18 protein-coding genes, 1 other RNA gene and 1 pseudogene are annotated in these 16,033 nt (G+C 35.5%); 14 read left to right on the top strand and 6 right to left on the bottom strand.

Annotated features, from left to right (window positions below):
* Position 1 precedes the first annotated feature (1 nt).
* Complete coding sequence (locus EUC40_RS18235) at positions 2-520, top strand: YpoC family protein (RefSeq protein ID WP_156576223.1); 519 nt, start codon at positions 2-4, stop codon at positions 518-520.
* Positions 521-545: 25 nt separating this feature from the next.
* Here the strand turns inward: EUC40_RS18235 and EUC40_RS27320 are convergent, their stop codons facing one another.
* The 3 genes and pseudogenes from EUC40_RS27320 to recU form a co-directional block, all read right to left on the bottom strand.
* Positions 546-1,316, bottom strand: a complete 771-nt coding sequence (locus tag EUC40_RS27320; RefSeq protein ID WP_244322207.1) for a fibronectin type III domain-containing protein — start codon at positions 1,314-1,316, stop codon at positions 546-548.
* Between the two features lie 72 nt (positions 1,317-1,388).
* A pseudogene (locus EUC40_RS27315) lies at positions 1,389-3,058 on the bottom strand (transglycosylase domain-containing protein); the annotation flags it as partial.
* 240 nt (positions 3,059-3,298) lie between these two features.
* Entirely contained in the window at positions 3,299-3,901 is a 603-nt protein-coding gene (recU, locus tag EUC40_RS18225; protein ID WP_000155592.1) for a Holliday junction resolvase RecU, read from the bottom strand.
* A 103-nt stretch (positions 3,902-4,004) separates the two neighbouring features.
* Here recU and EUC40_RS18220 point away from each other — a divergent pair, with 103 nt between their 5' ends.
* Positions 4,005-5,030 (top strand): DUF2515 domain-containing protein, encoded by a 1,026-nt coding sequence (locus tag EUC40_RS18220; RefSeq protein WP_156576222.1) that lies wholly within the window; start codon positions 4,005-4,007, stop codon positions 5,028-5,030.
* A 205-nt stretch (positions 5,031-5,235) separates the two neighbouring features.
* Here EUC40_RS18220 and EUC40_RS18215 read toward each other — a convergent pair whose 3' ends face one another.
* The gene (locus tag EUC40_RS18215) at positions 5,236-5,412 is read right to left on the bottom strand and encodes a phage portal protein (protein WP_079999533.1); all 177 of its coding nucleotides are present in this window, start codon (positions 5,410-5,412) and stop codon (positions 5,236-5,238) included.
* Positions 5,413-5,497: 85 nt separating this feature from the next.
* Between EUC40_RS18215 and EUC40_RS18210 the strand changes: the two genes are divergently transcribed.
* The gene (locus tag EUC40_RS18210) at positions 5,498-5,740 is read left to right on the top strand and encodes a hypothetical protein (RefSeq protein ID WP_001252037.1); all 243 of its coding nucleotides are present in this window, start codon (positions 5,498-5,500) and stop codon (positions 5,738-5,740) included.
* A 15-nt stretch (positions 5,741-5,755) separates the two neighbouring features.
* Positions 5,756-6,100 (top strand): YppE family protein, encoded by a 345-nt coding sequence (locus tag EUC40_RS18205; RefSeq protein ID WP_071709751.1) that lies wholly within the window; start codon positions 5,756-5,758, stop codon positions 6,098-6,100.
* A gap of 26 nt (positions 6,101-6,126) precedes the next feature.
* On the opposite strand, the gene EUC40_RS18200 is transcribed toward EUC40_RS18205, so the two are convergent.
* A complete protein-coding gene (locus tag EUC40_RS18200) occupies positions 6,127-6,318 on the bottom strand; it encodes a YppF family protein (protein ID WP_000242655.1) in 192 nt (63 codons plus the stop codon).
* A gap of 177 nt (positions 6,319-6,495) precedes the next feature.
* Between EUC40_RS18200 and EUC40_RS18195 the strand changes: the two genes are divergently transcribed.
* The 10 genes from EUC40_RS18195 to EUC40_RS18150 all read left to right on the top strand — a co-directional run bounded on the left by EUC40_RS18195 (position 6,496) and on the right by EUC40_RS18150 (position 14,913).
* Positions 6,496-7,020, top strand: a complete 525-nt coding sequence (locus EUC40_RS18195) for a YppG family protein (RefSeq protein ID WP_156576221.1) — start codon at positions 6,496-6,498, stop codon at positions 7,018-7,020.
* A 155-nt stretch (positions 7,021-7,175) separates the two neighbouring features.
* Positions 7,176-7,613, top strand: a complete 438-nt coding sequence (locus tag EUC40_RS18190; protein WP_156576220.1) for a CotD family spore coat protein — start codon at positions 7,176-7,178, stop codon at positions 7,611-7,613.
* Positions 7,614-7,670: 57 nt separating this feature from the next.
* Complete coding sequence (locus tag EUC40_RS18185) at positions 7,671-8,225, top strand: SLOG family protein (protein ID WP_071709747.1); 555 nt, start codon at positions 7,671-7,673, stop codon at positions 8,223-8,225.
* A 97-nt stretch (positions 8,226-8,322) separates the two neighbouring features.
* Positions 8,323-8,658: a cell division regulator GpsB gene (gene gpsB / locus EUC40_RS18180; protein WP_000622432.1), complete on the top strand. Its 336-nt coding sequence runs from the start codon at positions 8,323-8,325 to the stop codon at positions 8,656-8,658.
* An 87-nt stretch (positions 8,659-8,745) separates the two neighbouring features.
* Positions 8,746-9,136, top strand: an RNA gene (rnpB, locus tag EUC40_RS18175) — RNase P RNA component class B.
* A gap of 180 nt (positions 9,137-9,316) precedes the next feature.
* A complete protein-coding gene (locus tag EUC40_RS18170) occupies positions 9,317-10,456 on the top strand; it encodes a THUMP domain-containing class I SAM-dependent RNA methyltransferase (RefSeq protein WP_000521229.1) in 1,140 nt (379 codons plus the stop codon).
* A 61-nt stretch (positions 10,457-10,517) separates the two neighbouring features.
* Positions 10,518-10,700 (top strand): DUF3921 family protein, encoded by a 183-nt coding sequence (locus EUC40_RS18165; RefSeq protein ID WP_000376893.1) that lies wholly within the window; start codon positions 10,518-10,520, stop codon positions 10,698-10,700.
* Positions 10,701-10,837: 137 nt separating this feature from the next.
* A complete protein-coding gene (locus EUC40_RS18160) occupies positions 10,838-12,775 on the top strand; it encodes an ATP-dependent DNA helicase (RefSeq protein WP_000493697.1) in 1,938 nt (645 codons plus the stop codon).
* Between the two features lie 101 nt (positions 12,776-12,876).
* Positions 12,877-14,394, top strand: coding sequence for a carboxypeptidase (ypwA, locus tag EUC40_RS18155; protein WP_071709746.1), 1,518 nt, complete (start codon positions 12,877-12,879; stop codon positions 14,392-14,394).
* Between the two features lie 45 nt (positions 14,395-14,439).
* Entirely contained in the window at positions 14,440-14,913 is a 474-nt protein-coding gene (locus EUC40_RS18150) for a GNAT family N-acetyltransferase (protein ID WP_156576219.1), read from the top strand.
* Between the two features lie 54 nt (positions 14,914-14,967).
* On the opposite strand, the gene mphL is transcribed toward EUC40_RS18150, so the two are convergent.
* Complete coding sequence (mphL, locus tag EUC40_RS18145; RefSeq protein ID WP_156576218.1) at positions 14,968-15,864, bottom strand: macrolide 2'-phosphotransferase MphL; 897 nt, start codon at positions 15,862-15,864, stop codon at positions 14,968-14,970.
* Positions 15,865-16,033: the final 169 nt, after the last annotated feature.

Below are 16,033 nucleotides of genomic sequence, written 5' to 3'. Positions count from 1 at the left end.
GATGGAGCGAGTTATAGAAATACCGAAAAAATTTCGATACGTACCATTTTTTAAAGAAGGCGTAAATTCGATTGCGTATAATATAGAACAATCTTTTGAAGAAATAATACAAAATACTTACTTTATATTTGACATTGAAAGACAATATGAGCCATGGAATGAAATTGAAAAAAGTATTCCTGCGATGTTGAATGTATGGAAAAACAAGCATGAAGAAATTGCTACACTGTTTCGAAACAGAAAAAAGCAAGAAGCTGAGAGTCCAATGATTCTTTTTGCAGCGCATTTGTTATCGATTCTATGCTGGCTAAATGAGCAACCTGTTCATAGTTTAAATGATATGGAAGTTTATACGAATAAATTGGAAGTGCAACCTGTTAATTTTATGGAGAGATATTCATTTATTATAAAAAAACCGAGTAATTATCATTCTTACATTCAATTAGCACAGTTGTATATCGAAATAGAAAAGCTATATGTAAAGAAAATGATAACAAAAAAGAAGTCCATTTCTCATTAAGAGAAATGGACTTCTTTTTTGTTTATTAAGACTCTGTTGTAACAACACTTCCGTCTGCGTGAGGAGTAGGATCTCCTCCAGTATCTTGTTGTTGTTGCTGTTCTTGTTGTTTGCGCTCTTCTTCAGCCTTTTTCTTAGCTTCATCTTCAGCTTTTTTCTTAGCCTCATCTTCAGCTTTTTTTCTTGCCTCATCTTCAGCTTTCTTTTGAGCTTCTTCTTGCTGTTTACGTTGTTGCTCTTGCTGTTGCTGCTGCTGTTCTTGTTGTTTGCGCTGTTCTTCAGCGGCTTTCTTTTGAGCTTCTTCTTGTTTTAGTTTGTCTTCATTAGCTTTTTTCTGTTCATCTTCAGCTTTTTTCTTAGCTTCATCTTCAGCCTTTTTCTTAGCCTCATCTTCAGCTTTCTTAGTATCTGGAGCTGGAGTTCCGCCAGGGGCAGTGAAGGATGCACCAACTGCAGGGCTTGTTCCAGTACCTTTTTTCGCTACTACAGAGAAGCTGTAAGTAACACCTGGTTTAATACCACCAAGAGTAGCTGTTGTACCACTTATTGATAGGCTACCACTTGAACCGTCAGTCGCTTTATAGCTTGCTGCATATGCATCAACTTCTGCTGGGCCAGACCATTTTAATGTAACAGTGCTAGCGCCATCGAAAGTGACATTAAGACCACTAGGTGCATCTACTTTAATTTGTTTCACTGCATCTTTCTTAGCACCTTTTACGTACAATTCACCATTTAATTCTTGTACAGAAGAAGGGCGTTCGAAACGAGAGCTATCTGTAGCGAATTTGCTCATCATTACTTGGAACATTTGTTGCGCAATTTTAGTAGAGCGATCGCCAATGTAATTTTCTGGACCATCTTTTTCATAACCAGTCCAAACAGCCATTGTATATTGCGGTGAATATCCAGCGAACCAGCTATCTCTGTTTGCATCAGCTGGAATGCCATATTTTTTAATAACGTCTTCATCAAAGTTTTGTGTCCCTGTTTTACCGGCTACATCAACACCTGAAACGTATGCTGTTGGACCTGTACCACCAGAACCAGGTTTTACTACGTCGCGAAGAACGTCAGTCACCATGTAAGCTGTATAGTCGTGCATTGCACGTTGTTCTTTCGGTTTAAAGTTTTTCTTTTTCCCGTCTGGGAAGATGACTTCTTTTACGAAGTGAGGCTTGTTATACACACCGTCATTACCAAATGCGGCATACGCCCCTGCTAATGCTAATGGAGAACTATCGTTACTACCAATTGCTGTTGATTCATATGCTTTTCCGTCTTTAAATGTCATACCCAAGCCTTCAGCAAACGCTTGTGACTTAGGAATACCAACCGCTTGGGCTGTTTTTAAAGCAGGGATGTTTAATGATTTTTTCAAAGCTTCACGTAGTGAAACGTCACCTTTGTAACTATTTGTTGCATTTCGTATTTTTTACCATTGGAATACGTATACTCTGAGTCATTTAATTGATGGTATGTAGACCATTGTAAATTCTCAATTGCTGGGCCGTAGTCGAAAATTGGTTTCATTGTTGAACCGACTTGGCGTTTTAAATCAGTGGCCATATTATGACCTTTGAAAGTAGACTTACTTTCTTTACGCCCAGCTCCAATTGCTCGAACTTCTCCAGATTGTGTATCCATAAATACGAATGATCCTTGGAATTGATCGTTCGGATATTTAATAAGATTGCCATCCATAATTTTATCAGCGTAATCTTGAGCATCTTGATCAAGTGTTGTATGAATCGTTAAACCATCTGAACCGATATTTACATCCGGATATTCTTTTTCAACTTCTTTTACAACAGCATCTAAAAATGCTTGATACTTCATCTCAGTTACTTCTGAAGACGGTTGAAGGCCCTCAGTTACAGGGATTTTCATTGCGTTATTCATTTCATCTTTTGTTATATAACCATGTCGATTCATTAATGATAATACGACGTTACGACGTTGTGTAGCTCGTTCAACATTGTCTGGTTTTGTTGGATCATAAATATTAGGACCTTGGGGTAAACCAGCGAGCATTGCAGCTTCATGCAACTGTAAGTCTTTTAAATCTTTGGCATAATATTTTTGGGCTGCTGTTGCAATACCATACGAACGGTTACCTAAGTTAATTTTGTTTAAGTACATTTCTAAAATCTCATGTTTAGAGTATTGTTGCTCTAATTTGTAAGATAAGTACCATTCTTGCACTTTTCGTTTTGCAGTTTTGTCCATCGTTAGAAAATAGTTTTTAACTACTTGTTGTGTAATCGTACTACCACCTTGGGAACCGAAACCGCCAGTGACATTTTCCATAACTGCTTTAGTAGTTCGTTTAAAATCAATTCCATTATGATCATAGAAGCGTGAATCCTCAGTCGCAAGGAATGCATTTTCAACTACCTTTGGAATTTGATCGTAAGTAACATGGGTTCGTTTTTCAGCACCATATTCATAGAAGAAATTTCCGTTTTTATCAAGAAACTTTGTAGATAAAGGATTAACAAGTTTTGATTTGTCTAATTTTGGAGCGTCCTTTACCATTACAAAGAAAGCGGAAACGCTAGCTATGAGACCAACGATACCAAGAAGTAGACAACCTACAAGAAATTTCTTGAAAAAGGAGCCTTTTTTCTTTGGTTTTTCTTCTTTATTGGTTTCTTTCTTTTGATTTTTCACATGATTTCGTTCTGTACGAGAACGATAATTATCTGACATTATACTTTCTCCTACCTTTCATTCTCTCCCCCAAAAGTCGAAAAAAGAGCCTTAGTGATGACTCTATCACGAAAAATAAACCGTGTCTAGTACACGGATATAATCAATCCGAGGGTGATAACCGCATGACAATAAAGAGCCATGCTCTTCTATTTCTTCTTTCGTAATTGATTTACGTCCACCAGTATTTTGACGATTCCAAAATGCAATAATATGTTTAGCATCGAGTAAATAAAGTTCATCAAAAAGTGTAAATTTAATAATAACAAATGCAATTCCATTATGAGCAATCACTTGCTTCATATGTTCAATTTGATGAAGGTGGAAGTTTTGAAGTGGGAAACTAGTTTTATTTTTTGTTTCTTTCGCTTCAAAATCGATGTATTTCCCTTTATATACACCGTTGTAATCTGTTGTAGAAGGTTGTTTAAAATACGCTTCTTTTACCACTGCAGCACTTCGAGCGGGGTAATCTACTTTTACAATTTGAAGAGGTGTCGGTTTTTTATGTACACATGCAATATTATGGGTTAAGTAATATTCATTTGTTTCATTCAGTTCCTCTTCAAGGGACATACCTCTATTACTATAAGTATGTTTTTTAATTGGTGTTTTATGAGGTTGTGAAGCTTGATTGTACCGTTTTCCATTTGGGTAACGAATGGTCATAGTGTGTCCACTCCCAACTTGCTAAGAATTACTTACAAAGGTGATTATAACAAAAAATGAAAAAAGATGTGACCTTTTTGAAGAAAGGTATGATGACTTATTCATGTTTACATGGAATGATTATGAAAAAATTAAACAATATCGTAAAAATATGGTCTGTACAGAAGAAGAAAAAACAATGGTTTACAACATTAACAAGGAAATAGAAATAGCTAATATGGACAACATTTCTCGAACGCAGTCTTATCAAGAATATTATGTAAGAAATAGTGAAATTAGATGGGCTTTTTTAGCGAGTATGGTCTCGAGAAATGCGGGATGGAATATGACTGATTTAAAAGGGAGGTATTATGCTGCTGTTTTACCTCAAATAGTAAAAAAACATTTGTTTCAGACTTATGAAGAAGCTAATTGGATTATTTTTTTAGATGCATTTCCTCAGCTGTTGTTATACGAAGAAAGTAAGAAGAGGCAGGTGCCGCTATTTTACTTGTTACAATATTTCGATGTATCAATTTTTATGGAAAAAGAATGGATATATTTTTGGGAGAAAAAAGATATAAATAGGCTTATGACAGCGCTTATTATAAATGAACAAAATAAAATTCAAAAACCAGTTATTGAGAATACATATTTTAAAAAACATGTATTCCATACAGCACTTTTTAAATTGCAAGAAATGTTTCATGTTAGTGCCGTTATTTTTCCAACCGTTGAAGGGAGTATGTATGGTTTTTCAGTTTATCAATTTGAAACATTACAGAAGCGTATAGAACTAGGGAAGAAATTAGCAGAGTTACTATTTCATCCGAAGTATAAAAGTTTATTCCATAGGTTTGCATTGCAAACGATACACACAGGGTCGAGAGCAGATTATGAATATTATGTAAGAGAAGCTAGAAAATCTTGTACGCCACCCCTTAGAGAGGTTTATCCTGCTGTTGCACATAAGGAAATAAGTATGAGGGATTGGTTTTGTAGAGATACAGAAATAAATGAGCTATTTTTATTGAAAGAGTATAAGGGGGAAGTTGATATAACAGAATGGTATAAAAGAAAGAGGGAGCAGATCTATGCGGCTTCTATCGTAAATCGTTTTGTTAAAAGGATGGATGAGTTCGTGATATAATAAAAAAGAAGTCCCGTCTTCATAAATGAAGACGGGACTTCTTAATGTGAAGTAATCCTGCCAAGTGTGTTAAAAATTTAATCTCAAAACTTAATGAATATAAGAGATTAAGGATGCCTTAGAAATTAGCTTTTTGTAAAAGCCTGATTGGTGAAGGCTAATAATCAGTGGGGATGAACAACTCCCCACTGATTAAAGTTTCACTTTATGTAGCAGGGAAGTTTGGACCATCTAATTTTGGATTGCCAGTTTCGGGTTTATTTTGTTTGTTTTGTTTCTTCTTTTTTTCGTTTTTGTTCTTTGCCATCTTAATACACCTCCCTTTTGTATTGTTACCATTTCTATAAATGACATACAAAATGATTTCTTTGACGAATAACAACTAGTTTTGTCATGTGAGCAGGTGTGAGGAATCATGCGGCGAAATTACATGACAAAGGAAAAGCAAAGAAGGAGGCGTTTTATATATGGCGATGGTTCAGAAGGAAGATGTAATGAAAAAAATGGATCAAATGTTAAGTTCTCTCGATTTGCTGGAAATGAATATAGGGATTAGAATGAATCATGCATTAAAGGATAAAGGTGAAAATATATGCAATAAGATAGAAATAACAGAAATGCATATTGAGCATATGGAAAATAAATTAGTGCATCACGAAGAAAAAGGGAATTGGGTGAAAACATTTCAAAACGTCGTAGTGAGTGCATAATAAGGTGGGAATGAAATGAAGTATGAGGCGTTAATACAGTCTTCGGAAAAACTTATGCAGTATAATAATGAAGCGAATATGAAAAAAAGAGAAATGATCGAATATGATTTTTATAAGGATATGAAACCATTTGTAAACATGGTAGATGAGGAACTGGCGGTGTGGAAAGAATTAGCTTATACGTGGATTAAGGAAGAAAAGCCGAAGTATATACATGTACAGCAAATTGATCAAGTATACGATAATTTACAAGCGAATGTGTTGCAATGTTTTGTAAATAAAGGTAAAGGTAAGCGATTTTTTGAAACCCATCAAGCTATTTCGTATACTTTGCAAAATATAGTTGAGCAATGTAAATAACAAGAGGGGAAACCCTCTTGTTTTTTTTAAGCCTCTGTCATTGTTGTAGGTTTTGTTGCCCCATTTATTTCTAATTCTTTTATTAAAGTTCGGTAATCAGAAATGCATATTTTCCCTTCGAGATACCAATGTCTCGCAAAGTCTAATAATTCATTTGCATTTTCTGTGGAATACCCCTTTTTTTGAGAAAACGCTTGTTTTAAATCCCCTAATACCATGTTGATTCCTCCCCCATGAGAATCTTCTTCTTCATTATCATAGCATGGAAGGGTTTTCTTTCTTAATTTTTTAAAAATTTAAACTTCCGACAAAAATAGACAGATACTCCGTCACACAAATTATTTTACAGGTACATATTATATATGTAGAAACTTATGTGAAGGAGGAGAGAATGCATGTTTCAACAATCTAACGTATATCAGCAATATAATCCATATGCACAGCAAAATATGTACCAATATAATACGGATACATATTTACGGTATAATATGTATCCTTTCGAGCCTCATTATGGAAATCAAAATTATTACCAGCCATTTGAAGTGTCGTTTATGAATCAACAGCAACAACAGCAGCAACCTTATATGAATCAACAGCAGCAGCCCTATATGGAACAACAACAGCCCTATATGGAACAACAACAGCAACCTTATATGAATTCACAATACTATATGCCACCACCATCTCCCTATGGAAATCAACAAGCGATGTTTTATCCACCAAAACAACCGTACCCGACGCAGAATAAACAAAAACAACAACAGCAACCGAGTCAATTTTCTAGTTTTGTTTCCCAATTTAAAAACTCAGATGGTAACTATGATGTGAATAAAATGATGAATACAGCTGGACAAATGATGAATGCGATGAATCAAGTGACCGGCATTGTGAAGCAAGTTGGAGGCTTTTTTGGTAAATAATAATGGAGTGTTGTCCACTACGCATACTGTGAATGAAACATAGTTCTAGACAAATTTCCATGAAATAAATGGGTATATATAACAAGCGGCTTAACCTCTTTTCTCATACTGTAAAGTGTAATCAGATTTTTTAAAGAGAGAGGAGAGAAAAAACTATGCATCATTGTCATCCTTGTTTTGGAGGGCATAAGCCTGTAGGACCTATTTGTACAACTGCTCCTGTCGTTCATCCGACGAAACAATGCGTAACACACTCTTTTTCAACAACGGTGGTGCCACACATTTTTCCAACACATACAACACATGTACATCATCAACAAATTAAAAACCAAAACTTCTTCCCACAAACAAATTCAAATGTAAATGTTGTGGACCCAATCGATCCAGGATTCGGCGGCGGATGTGGACCATGTGGCCATGGTCATCATCACCACGGTCATCAAATATCACCATTCGGACCAGGACCGAATGTGTCACCATTTGGACCTAATGTAGGACCGAACGTGTCACCATTTGGACCTAATGTAGGACCAAACGTGTCACCATTCGGACCTAATGTAGGACCAAACGTTGGTGGAATGTTTAAAAAGTAAATGATATGTTAGAACTAGCGAAATGCTAGTTCTTTTTTTTGTAATTGAGGTGTGGATATGAAAGTTGTTGCTGTAACAGGATATAAGCCATTTGAACTTGGAATATTTAAAAATGATCATCCAGGAGTAGAATGTATAAAAAAGGCGCTGCGTCGTAAATTAACTGCTTTTGTAGAAGATGGTTTGGAGTGGGTAATAATAAGTGGCCAGTTAGGAGTTGAACTATGGGCTGCTGAAGTTGTTTTTGACATTCAAGAAGAGTATCCAGATGTAAAATTAGCGGTATTTACTCCGTTTTTAGAACAAGAAGAAAATTGGAAAGAAGATAGTCGTGAATATTACGAATTTATTCTCTCTCAAGCAGATCATGTTGATAGTATCACGAAACGGAAGTACGAAAGCCCAGAGCAATTTAAATTAAAAAATCAATTTTTTATTGAAAAAAGTGATGCTCTTTTAGCTGTATATGATGAAGAAAAACCAGGAAGTCCTAAATATATTGTAGAGGCGGCAAAGAAAAAAGGAGAAATAGAAAATTATCACAGTTATTTCATTCTTTTTTCTGATTTACAAGATATAATAGAAGAGGAACAGTGGAATAATGCAGAGTGATATGTAATATAGTACTCGTATATTTGATTGACAAAAGGCATTGTTTCTGAAAAAATTTAGTTAATGAAAGTTTTGGCAAAAATTTGAGGTGAAGAAAATGATTTCGGATAAAATTAAATTAACGGCGAAAGATATTTTAGAAAAAGAATTTAAAACAGGTATGAGAGGTTATCAACAAGAAGAAGTAGACAAGTTTCTTGATATGATCATTAAAGATTATGAAGCTTTCCACAAGGAATTTGAGCAATTAAAGCAACAAAATGCTCGTTTAAAGCGTGAACTAGAAGAACAAAAACTAGTAGCAACGCAAGTTCCACAACAACCTGTACAAACACCAGTTGCACAACCAGTATATAACAACACGAATACGGACATTTTAAAACGTCTATCTAATTTAGAAAAAGCTGTATTTGGAAGTAAGTTATACGAATAATTTCTGGTGATAAAAAGGTTAAAGCATTTTACATAGAAAAAAACATTGCAAAATCTTTTTGTTTCCACTATACTAATGGATGTCATAACGTTTGGGTAATCGCTGCAACGCCAACGTTGTAGAGGAAAGTCCATGCTCGCACGGCCTGAGATGGCTGTAGTGTTCGTGCCTAGCCAATTCATAAGCTAGGGTATTCTGGCTGTAAGGCTGGTTTAACGGCAGGGAAAAAACCTAAGTCCTTTCGGATATGGTTTGACTACCTTTAAAGTGCCACAGTGACGAAGTCCTTGAAGAAATGATAGGAGTGGAACGAGGTAAACCCCACGAGCGAGAAACCCAAATAATGGTAGGGGAATCTTTTCCAAGGAAATGAACGATGGGAAAGGACAGGTTGTATAACCTGTAGATAGATGATTGCCACCGGAGTACGAGGCGTGGGCCGTTTGCAGTACAAAGGAACAGAACATGGCTTACAGAACGTTATGAACCAACTATGAAATAACTCAGCTCTCCTTTGTTAGAGGAGGGCTTTTTATTTGTATGAAGTTATAAATTATGAGTTAAAATGGTAAATGAGAAAATGTTTCGTAAAATGTAATGATTAATAGGACAACATGCTATTAATTATTGTTTGAATATACATAAGAGGTGAATGTAAATGGGAAAAGTTACTTTAATTGCAACAGCGGCAATGGGTATTGAAGCGTTAGTTGCCCGAGAAGTTCGCGATCTTGGTTATGAATGTCAAGTAGAAAACAGCAAAGTAACATTTGAAGCAGATGAAAAGGCGATTTGTCGCACGAACTTATGGTTACGTACTGCGGATCGTGTAAAAATTAAAGTTGGCGAATTTAAAGCGACAACATTTGATGAGCTATTTGAAAAAACGAAAGCATTAAACTGGGGAGATTATATTCCGGAGAACGGAGAGTTCCCTGTTATCGGTAAATCTCTGAAATCTGAGTTATTCAGTGTTTCGGATTGCCAACGTATCGTTAAAAAGGCTGTCGTTGAGAAATTAAAAACAACATATAAACGTACAACGTGGTTTGAAGAAGATGGTCCATTATTCCGTATTGAGATTGCGATGCTCAAAGATATCGCAACATTAACAATTGATGCGAGTGGTGTTGGACTTCATAAACGTGGGTATCGTATGGATCAAGGGGAAGCTCCTTTAAAAGAAACATTAGCTGCGTCTCTAATTAAATTAACAAACTGGAAGCCAGATCGTCCATTTGTTGATCCATTCTGTGGATCAGGTACAATTCCGATTGAAGCAGCATTAATTGGACAAAATATTGCACCAGGATTTAACCGTGGCTTCGCATCAGATGAGTGGGGCTGGGTAGGTAAACAAAACTGGCGTGAAGCTCGTCAAGAAGCTGAAGATTTAGCGAACTACAATCAACCATTACAAATTATCGGATCAGATATTGATCATCGTATGATTCGAGTTGCTCAAGATAACGCAGAAGAAGTAGGTTTAGGTGATTTAATCACATTTAAACAAATGCAAGTAAAAGATTTCACAACAAAAGAGGATTATGGCTACGTTGTAACGAATCCTCCATACGGAGAACGTTTAAGTGAAAAAGCACTTGTTGAGCAATTGTATAAAGAAATGGGACAAGTATTCCGCCCATTAGATACATGGTCAGCATATGTATTAACAAGTTACGAAGCATTTGAGAAGTGCTACGGAAAAGATGCGTCGAAGAAACGTAAGTTGTTTAACGGATTTATCCGTACAGATTACTACCAATACTTCGGAAAACGTCCACCGCGTAATTCATAGTATAAAACTCCTCTAGCACGCATATACTGGCTATTATGTAATGCGTAAAGGAGGAAGTGATATGGATAGTTTTCAATTATCAATGATTCAAAAAGCTATTCACCGTACGTATGATGAGCTCGGAAAAGAAGTGGATAGTCATGGCGTAATTGTTGATGAAATAGAAAAAGCGCAGGAAGAGTATTTATCCGCACTTTCACATGAAACAGCAATTGATAAACGCTATTTAAAGTCATTAATATAGAAAAAATTTTCCTTTTGCGAAAGGAAAATTTTTTTTCGCATATTTCTATGTATTGCAACAGGGGAAAGTAACTGCATGCATATGAGTAGCAGTTACTATGTCTTTTTATAGAAAAACTTTTTGGTTGGAGGCTAAGGATGTTTACTGAGAAGAGATTACCATTTGAGGTAGGGAAACAAGATAATTTTTATGATAAGTTGAATGAGTGGATTGGAGATGTGTTTTACGACATCCTTCCGGAAAAAGGCTTTGAAGAGCGTGATGAACAAATTTTTATGGCGTTTCAATTAGAGCGTGCTTTCCAAGAGAAGAAAGTAATGTTCGCAGAGGCAGGCGTAGGAACAGGGAAAACAATTGTATATCTTCTATATGCAATTTGTTACGCGCGTTATACAGGGAAACCAGCTATTATCGCTTGTGCAGATGAAACATTAATTGAGCAGCTTGTGAAAGAAGAAGGGGACATCGCTAAATTATCTGAAGCATTAGGACTATCTGTTGATGTTAGACTTGCGAAATCGATGGATAACTATTTATGCTTGCGTAAACTTGAAGATGTTATGAGTGGACGAGCTCCAGAAGTAATTGAAGACGTATACTACGAATTACCGCAGTTTGTATTTGACCACGGTACGATGCAAAACTTTACTCATTACGGTGATCGAAAAGAATTTCCACTGTTAAATGATGAAGAATGGTCAAAAGTAAATTGGGATTACTTCCAAGATTGCTTCACATGTGATTCTCGTCATCGTTGTGGTCAAACTCTTTCACGCGAACATTATCGTAAAGCGGCAGATTTAATCATTTGTTCTCAAGATTTCTACATGGATCATATTTGGACGTATGATGCTCGTAAGCGTGAAGGACAAATTCCATTATTACCTGAAAGTAGTTGTGTTGTATTCGATGAAGGTCATCTTGTAGAGTATGCAGCACAAAAAGCTTTAACGTATCGTTTAAAGCAAACGATGATGGAACAACTATTAACGAGATTGTTACAAAACGATATTCGTGAAGAGTTTGCACATTTAGTAGAAGAAACAATTTGGCAAACTGAACGATTCTTTGATGTGTTACAAGAGAATAAAAAGGAAATTGCTGGTTCTGATCGTCTAGAAATTACTGTGACAGAAAAAGTAACGGCTGAAGCGAAGCGACTTTATGCAAAAATTGGTGAAGTCGGTGATGCATTAGTATTTGAAAGTGAAATGCATACGGTAAACACATATGATTTAAATATCGTTGATGAGCATTTAGATGTGTTAGAACATTCACTTCGTCTTTTCATGCATGAGAAAAATGTAATTACATGGGGTGAAGAAGGTGATGGTGCCTTCACATTAGTAATTATGCCGCGTGCAGTTGAAGAAGTGTTACAAGAGAAAGTATTCTCAAAGAAAATCCCATATATTTTCTCTTCGGCTACATTATCTAACAATGATTCATTTGCATTTACAGCAAATAGTTTAGGGGTAAAAGATTATTTATCATTCTCAGTTGCCTCACCATTTGATTATGAAGAACAAATGGCAGTAAACTTGCTATCACATACGAAAGAAAATGAATGGGAAAGAAAGTGTCAATATACACTTGAAAATATCCAAAAAACAAATGGACGTACACTCGTATTATTCCGTACAACGCAAGAACTTGCAGCGTTTAAAGAATATGTGAGTAAAGAACAAATGTCAGTTCCATTCTTATATGAAGGGGACCAAGAAATTAGTCAGCTCGTTTCTCGTTTCCAAAATGAAGAAGAGACTGTACTTTGTGCCGTTCATTTATGGGAAGGTTTAGACATTCCTGGTTCATCATTATCACATGTTATTATTTGGTCATTACCATTCCCTCCAAATGATCCTGTGTTTGAAGCGAAACGTAAGCACGTAAATGATCCATTCTGGGATGTAGATGTACCATATATGATTTTACGTCTTCGTCAAGGGATTGGACGTTTAATTCGTACAAGTGACGATAAAGGTGCTATATCAATTTTCTTATCTGATACAGAAGATGAGAAAGTAATTGCTGCAGTGAAAAATGTACTGCCAGTAGAAGGTAAAGAATTATAAGGAGAAAGCTTGGCGCTTGCCAAGCTTTTTTTCTATTATAAAAGGAATTTATGTTTCCATGTCGAATTAAGTTTGAGGTAGAAAAGGGAGGTCTTTATACGATGACAGTTGCTACATATGAAGTAGAAAAACAGTTTTTAGCATATGTGAAGAAGATAGAGAATTATGGAGAAGCATTAAGCTTAATGTTTTGGGACTTAAGAACAGGTGCACCTAAAAAAGGTGTGGACCAGCGTTCAGAAGTAATTGGCATGCTTTCATCAGAAGTGTTTGTTATGTCGACTTCAGATGAGATGGGAAATTATTTAACAGAGCTTGAAGCTTTAATAAATGAAAATAAACTTTCTGAAACGACGAAGAAAATGGTTGAAGAATGTCGAAAAGAATATGATAGAAATAAGAAAATTCCACAAGCGGAATATGAAGAGTATGTAAAATTAGAAGCGAAAGCGGAAAGTGTATGGGAAGAAGCTCGCGAAAAATCTGATTTTGAAATGTTTCGTCCATATTTAGAAAAAATTGTTGAATTTAAAAAGAAATTTATTACATATTGGGGTTACGAAACATACAAATATAATACATTATTAGACATGTATGAGCCTGGTATTACAGTAGAAGTATTAGATCACGTATTTGGTCAACTTCGTGAGCGTATCGTTCCGCTTGTAAAAGAAATATCAGAGTCGCAAAAGAGATTAAAAACAAGTGCTTTATCAGAACATTTTTCAAAAGAAAAACAAAAAAACTTTACATTAGAGTTATTAAAGCAATTGAATTATGACTTTGAAGCAGGTCGTCTTGATGAAACGGTACATCCTTTTGAGATTACATTAAATAGAGGGGATGTTCGTATTACGACACGCTATGACGAAAAAGATTTCCGTATGGCTGTTTTTGGGACAATTCATGAATGTGGTCATGCTGTATATGAACAAAATATTGCAGAGAAATTTGAAGGTACACCGCTATGTAGTGGTACATCTATGGGTATTCATGAGTCACAATCATTATTCTTTGAGAACTTTATCGGTCGTAATAAATCATTCTGGAAGAAAAATTACGATTTGTTAAAAGAGTATAGTGATGGCCAATTTGACGATATATCAGTCGATGAGTTTTATGATGCGATTAACGAATCGAAGCCATCGTTCATTCGTATAGAAGCAGATGAACTTACATATCCGCTTCACGTCATGGTTCGTTATGAACTTGAGAAAGAATTATTTGATGGCACATTACAAGTGAAGGATTTACCAGCGGCTTGGAATGATAAGATGGAAGCGTATTTAGGAATTCGTCCGGAGAATGATGCACAAGGCGTATTACAAGATGTTCACTGGGCTGGTGGTTCATTTGGATACTTCCCATCTTATGCGCTTGGTTATATGTATGCAGCGCAATTTAAGCAAAGAATGTTAAAAGACATTCCGAACTTTGATGCATTATTAGAAGAAGGAAACGTGACGCCAGTTCGTGAGTGGTTAACAGAACATATTCACCAATATGGTAAAACGAAAAAACCACTTGAAATTTTAGAAGATGTGACAGGTGAAGGGTTAAATGCAAACTACTTAGCCGATTATTTAGAAGCGAAGTATAAAGAAATTTATGCGTTGTAAAAGAGAGCTGCTTAATTGCAGCTCTTTTTTAAAGGGGGTAGAAAAATGGATTATGCATATACAGTAATGACGCAAGAAGAAGCAGAAGAAATTGCATACAACTGGCATTATGAAGGGGAATATTCCTTTTACGATATAGAGGCAGATGAAGAAGATTTAGCTGAGTTTTTACATGAGGAGAGCAGAGGAAATCATATATTTTCTGTGAAGGAAAATGGTACCCTCATTGGGTTCTTTAGCTTTTGTCAAACAGATAATCGAACGGTAGATATAGGACTGGGGATGAGACCTAATATAACAGGCGATGGATTAGGTTTACAGTTCGTAAAAGCTGGATTAGATTTTAGTAAAGAAAGATACAGTTGCAAGTATATAACATTATCAGTAGCCACATTTAATGAGAGAGCAATCAAAGTGTATAAAAGAGCAGGATTTGAAGCAGTTGGGACATTTATACAGAAAACAAATGGAAGTTGTTTTGAGTTTTTGAAAATGAGTTATATATGTAAAAATAACTAAAAAACAGAAGAGGATTCTTCTGTTTTTTTAGTTTAATGTTTTTTAGTAACTTCATTAATTTTCAGTTGCTAGCATGTGTACAGCTGCTTCATGCATGTTTTTCAAACCTGATACTTGAGCGTATTCAGCAACAGTGATACTACTCGTTGTTAGAAGTTCGATAATATGTTCATCCATTCTTGACCATGTTTTACCGCCGGCGTTGTCATAAGAGCTAATTAACTTCGTTAGTCCATCTTTTCCGAAGAGTAGATAATGTGATGTGAAATCTATAGATACATCAGCTATTCCTACTTCTGTCCAATCGATTAAACCAGTTACATTATTTTTATTATCAACCAGGATATGACCTGGATGTATATCCCCGTGCGTTACTCCTACGTGAGATGGCCAAAAAGAGTCTTCAGCTAGCCATGCCTGCCAACGATCCCATAAGTTTTGATTGATATGGTATTGTTCCTTCACTCGATTCATCCTTTGTTTCATAGAAGTTCTTAATTCATTAGCAGTTAGAATTTCAACACCTGTATTATTAAATTTTTGCTGAGGTAATGTGTGTAAATTCGCTAGAACTTTTCCTAATGAAATATAGTATTCGGCTGGTACATTCTTTTCGTTAAATTTCCATACATAACCTTGTTGTTCTATATCGATAGTAGCGGCAGGAATGCCATTTAGTTGTTTATAAGCAATTAGTTCTTCAGAAAATATAGACCAATCAGGAACTTGGAATTCTGCATGTTTTTTCATAATTTCTAACGCTTCTTTTTCTCGTAGGGCATGTCTCATAGATTCTGGTCTACGAGGAATTCTTAGTATCCATTTATCCCCGTTTTGTTCTGTAACGTGTGCTACTTGAAAGTCAACGCCAGATTCATTGATTTCTATTGAATCTTCTAAGATATTTAGTCCTTCTTTATTTGCTAATTGTTTAACTTTAAGTGTATTCATTTTTGTTTCCTCCAAATGTTTATTCTGATTTTAATGCTTTCATACGTTTTCTGTTACTAATCATCCTAAATACATCAATATGATTAAAGAAATGTAATCATAAAAAAACCACAGACGGGCTTCTGTCTGTGGTTAAGAGTAAATGAGGATATAATGAATAAACGTCTCT

This window comes from Bacillus luti, assembly GCF_009739945.1.
In the GTDB taxonomy this organism is placed as follows: Bacteria; Bacillota; Bacilli; order Bacillales; family Bacillaceae_G; genus Bacillus_A; species Bacillus_A luti.
Note: the sequence above shows the minus strand (reverse complement) of the source record. Positions and strands in the feature narration are given on the sequence as shown.

Coding starts and splice junctions, on each gene's coding strand:
- EUC40_RS18235 (WP_156576223.1), top strand. CDS start 2: ATGGAGCGAGTTATAGAAATACCGAAAAAATTTCGATACGTACCATTT.
- EUC40_RS27320 (WP_244322207.1), bottom strand. CDS start 1,316: ATGAGCAAATTCGCTACAGATAGCTCTCGTTTCGAACGCCCTTCTTCT.
- recU (WP_000155592.1), bottom strand. CDS start 3,901: ATGACCATTCGTTACCCAAATGGAAAACGGTACAATCAAGCTTCACAA.
- EUC40_RS18220 (WP_156576222.1), top strand. CDS start 4,005: ATGTTTACATGGAATGATTATGAAAAAATTAAACAATATCGTAAAAAT.
- EUC40_RS18210 (WP_001252037.1), top strand. CDS start 5,498: ATGGCGATGGTTCAGAAGGAAGATGTAATGAAAAAAATGGATCAAATG.
- EUC40_RS18205 (WP_071709751.1), top strand. CDS start 5,756: ATGAAGTATGAGGCGTTAATACAGTCTTCGGAAAAACTTATGCAGTAT.
- EUC40_RS18200 (WP_000242655.1), bottom strand. CDS start 6,318: ATGGTATTAGGGGATTTAAAACAAGCGTTTTCTCAAAAAAAGGGGTAT.
- EUC40_RS18195 (WP_156576221.1), top strand. CDS start 6,496: ATGTTTCAACAATCTAACGTATATCAGCAATATAATCCATATGCACAG.
- EUC40_RS18190 (WP_156576220.1), top strand. CDS start 7,176: ATGCATCATTGTCATCCTTGTTTTGGAGGGCATAAGCCTGTAGGACCT.
- EUC40_RS18185 (WP_071709747.1), top strand. CDS start 7,671: ATGAAAGTTGTTGCTGTAACAGGATATAAGCCATTTGAACTTGGAATA.
- gpsB (WP_000622432.1), top strand. CDS start 8,323: ATGATTTCGGATAAAATTAAATTAACGGCGAAAGATATTTTAGAAAAA.
- EUC40_RS18170 (WP_000521229.1), top strand. CDS start 9,317: ATGGGAAAAGTTACTTTAATTGCAACAGCGGCAATGGGTATTGAAGCG.
- EUC40_RS18165 (WP_000376893.1), top strand. CDS start 10,518: ATGGATAGTTTTCAATTATCAATGATTCAAAAAGCTATTCACCGTACG.
- EUC40_RS18160 (WP_000493697.1), top strand. CDS start 10,838: ATGTTTACTGAGAAGAGATTACCATTTGAGGTAGGGAAACAAGATAAT.
- ypwA (WP_071709746.1), top strand. CDS start 12,877: ATGACAGTTGCTACATATGAAGTAGAAAAACAGTTTTTAGCATATGTG.
- EUC40_RS18150 (WP_156576219.1), top strand. CDS start 14,440: ATGGATTATGCATATACAGTAATGACGCAAGAAGAAGCAGAAGAAATT.
- mphL (WP_156576218.1), bottom strand. CDS start 15,864: ATGAATACACTTAAAGTTAAACAATTAGCAAATAAAGAAGGACTAAAT.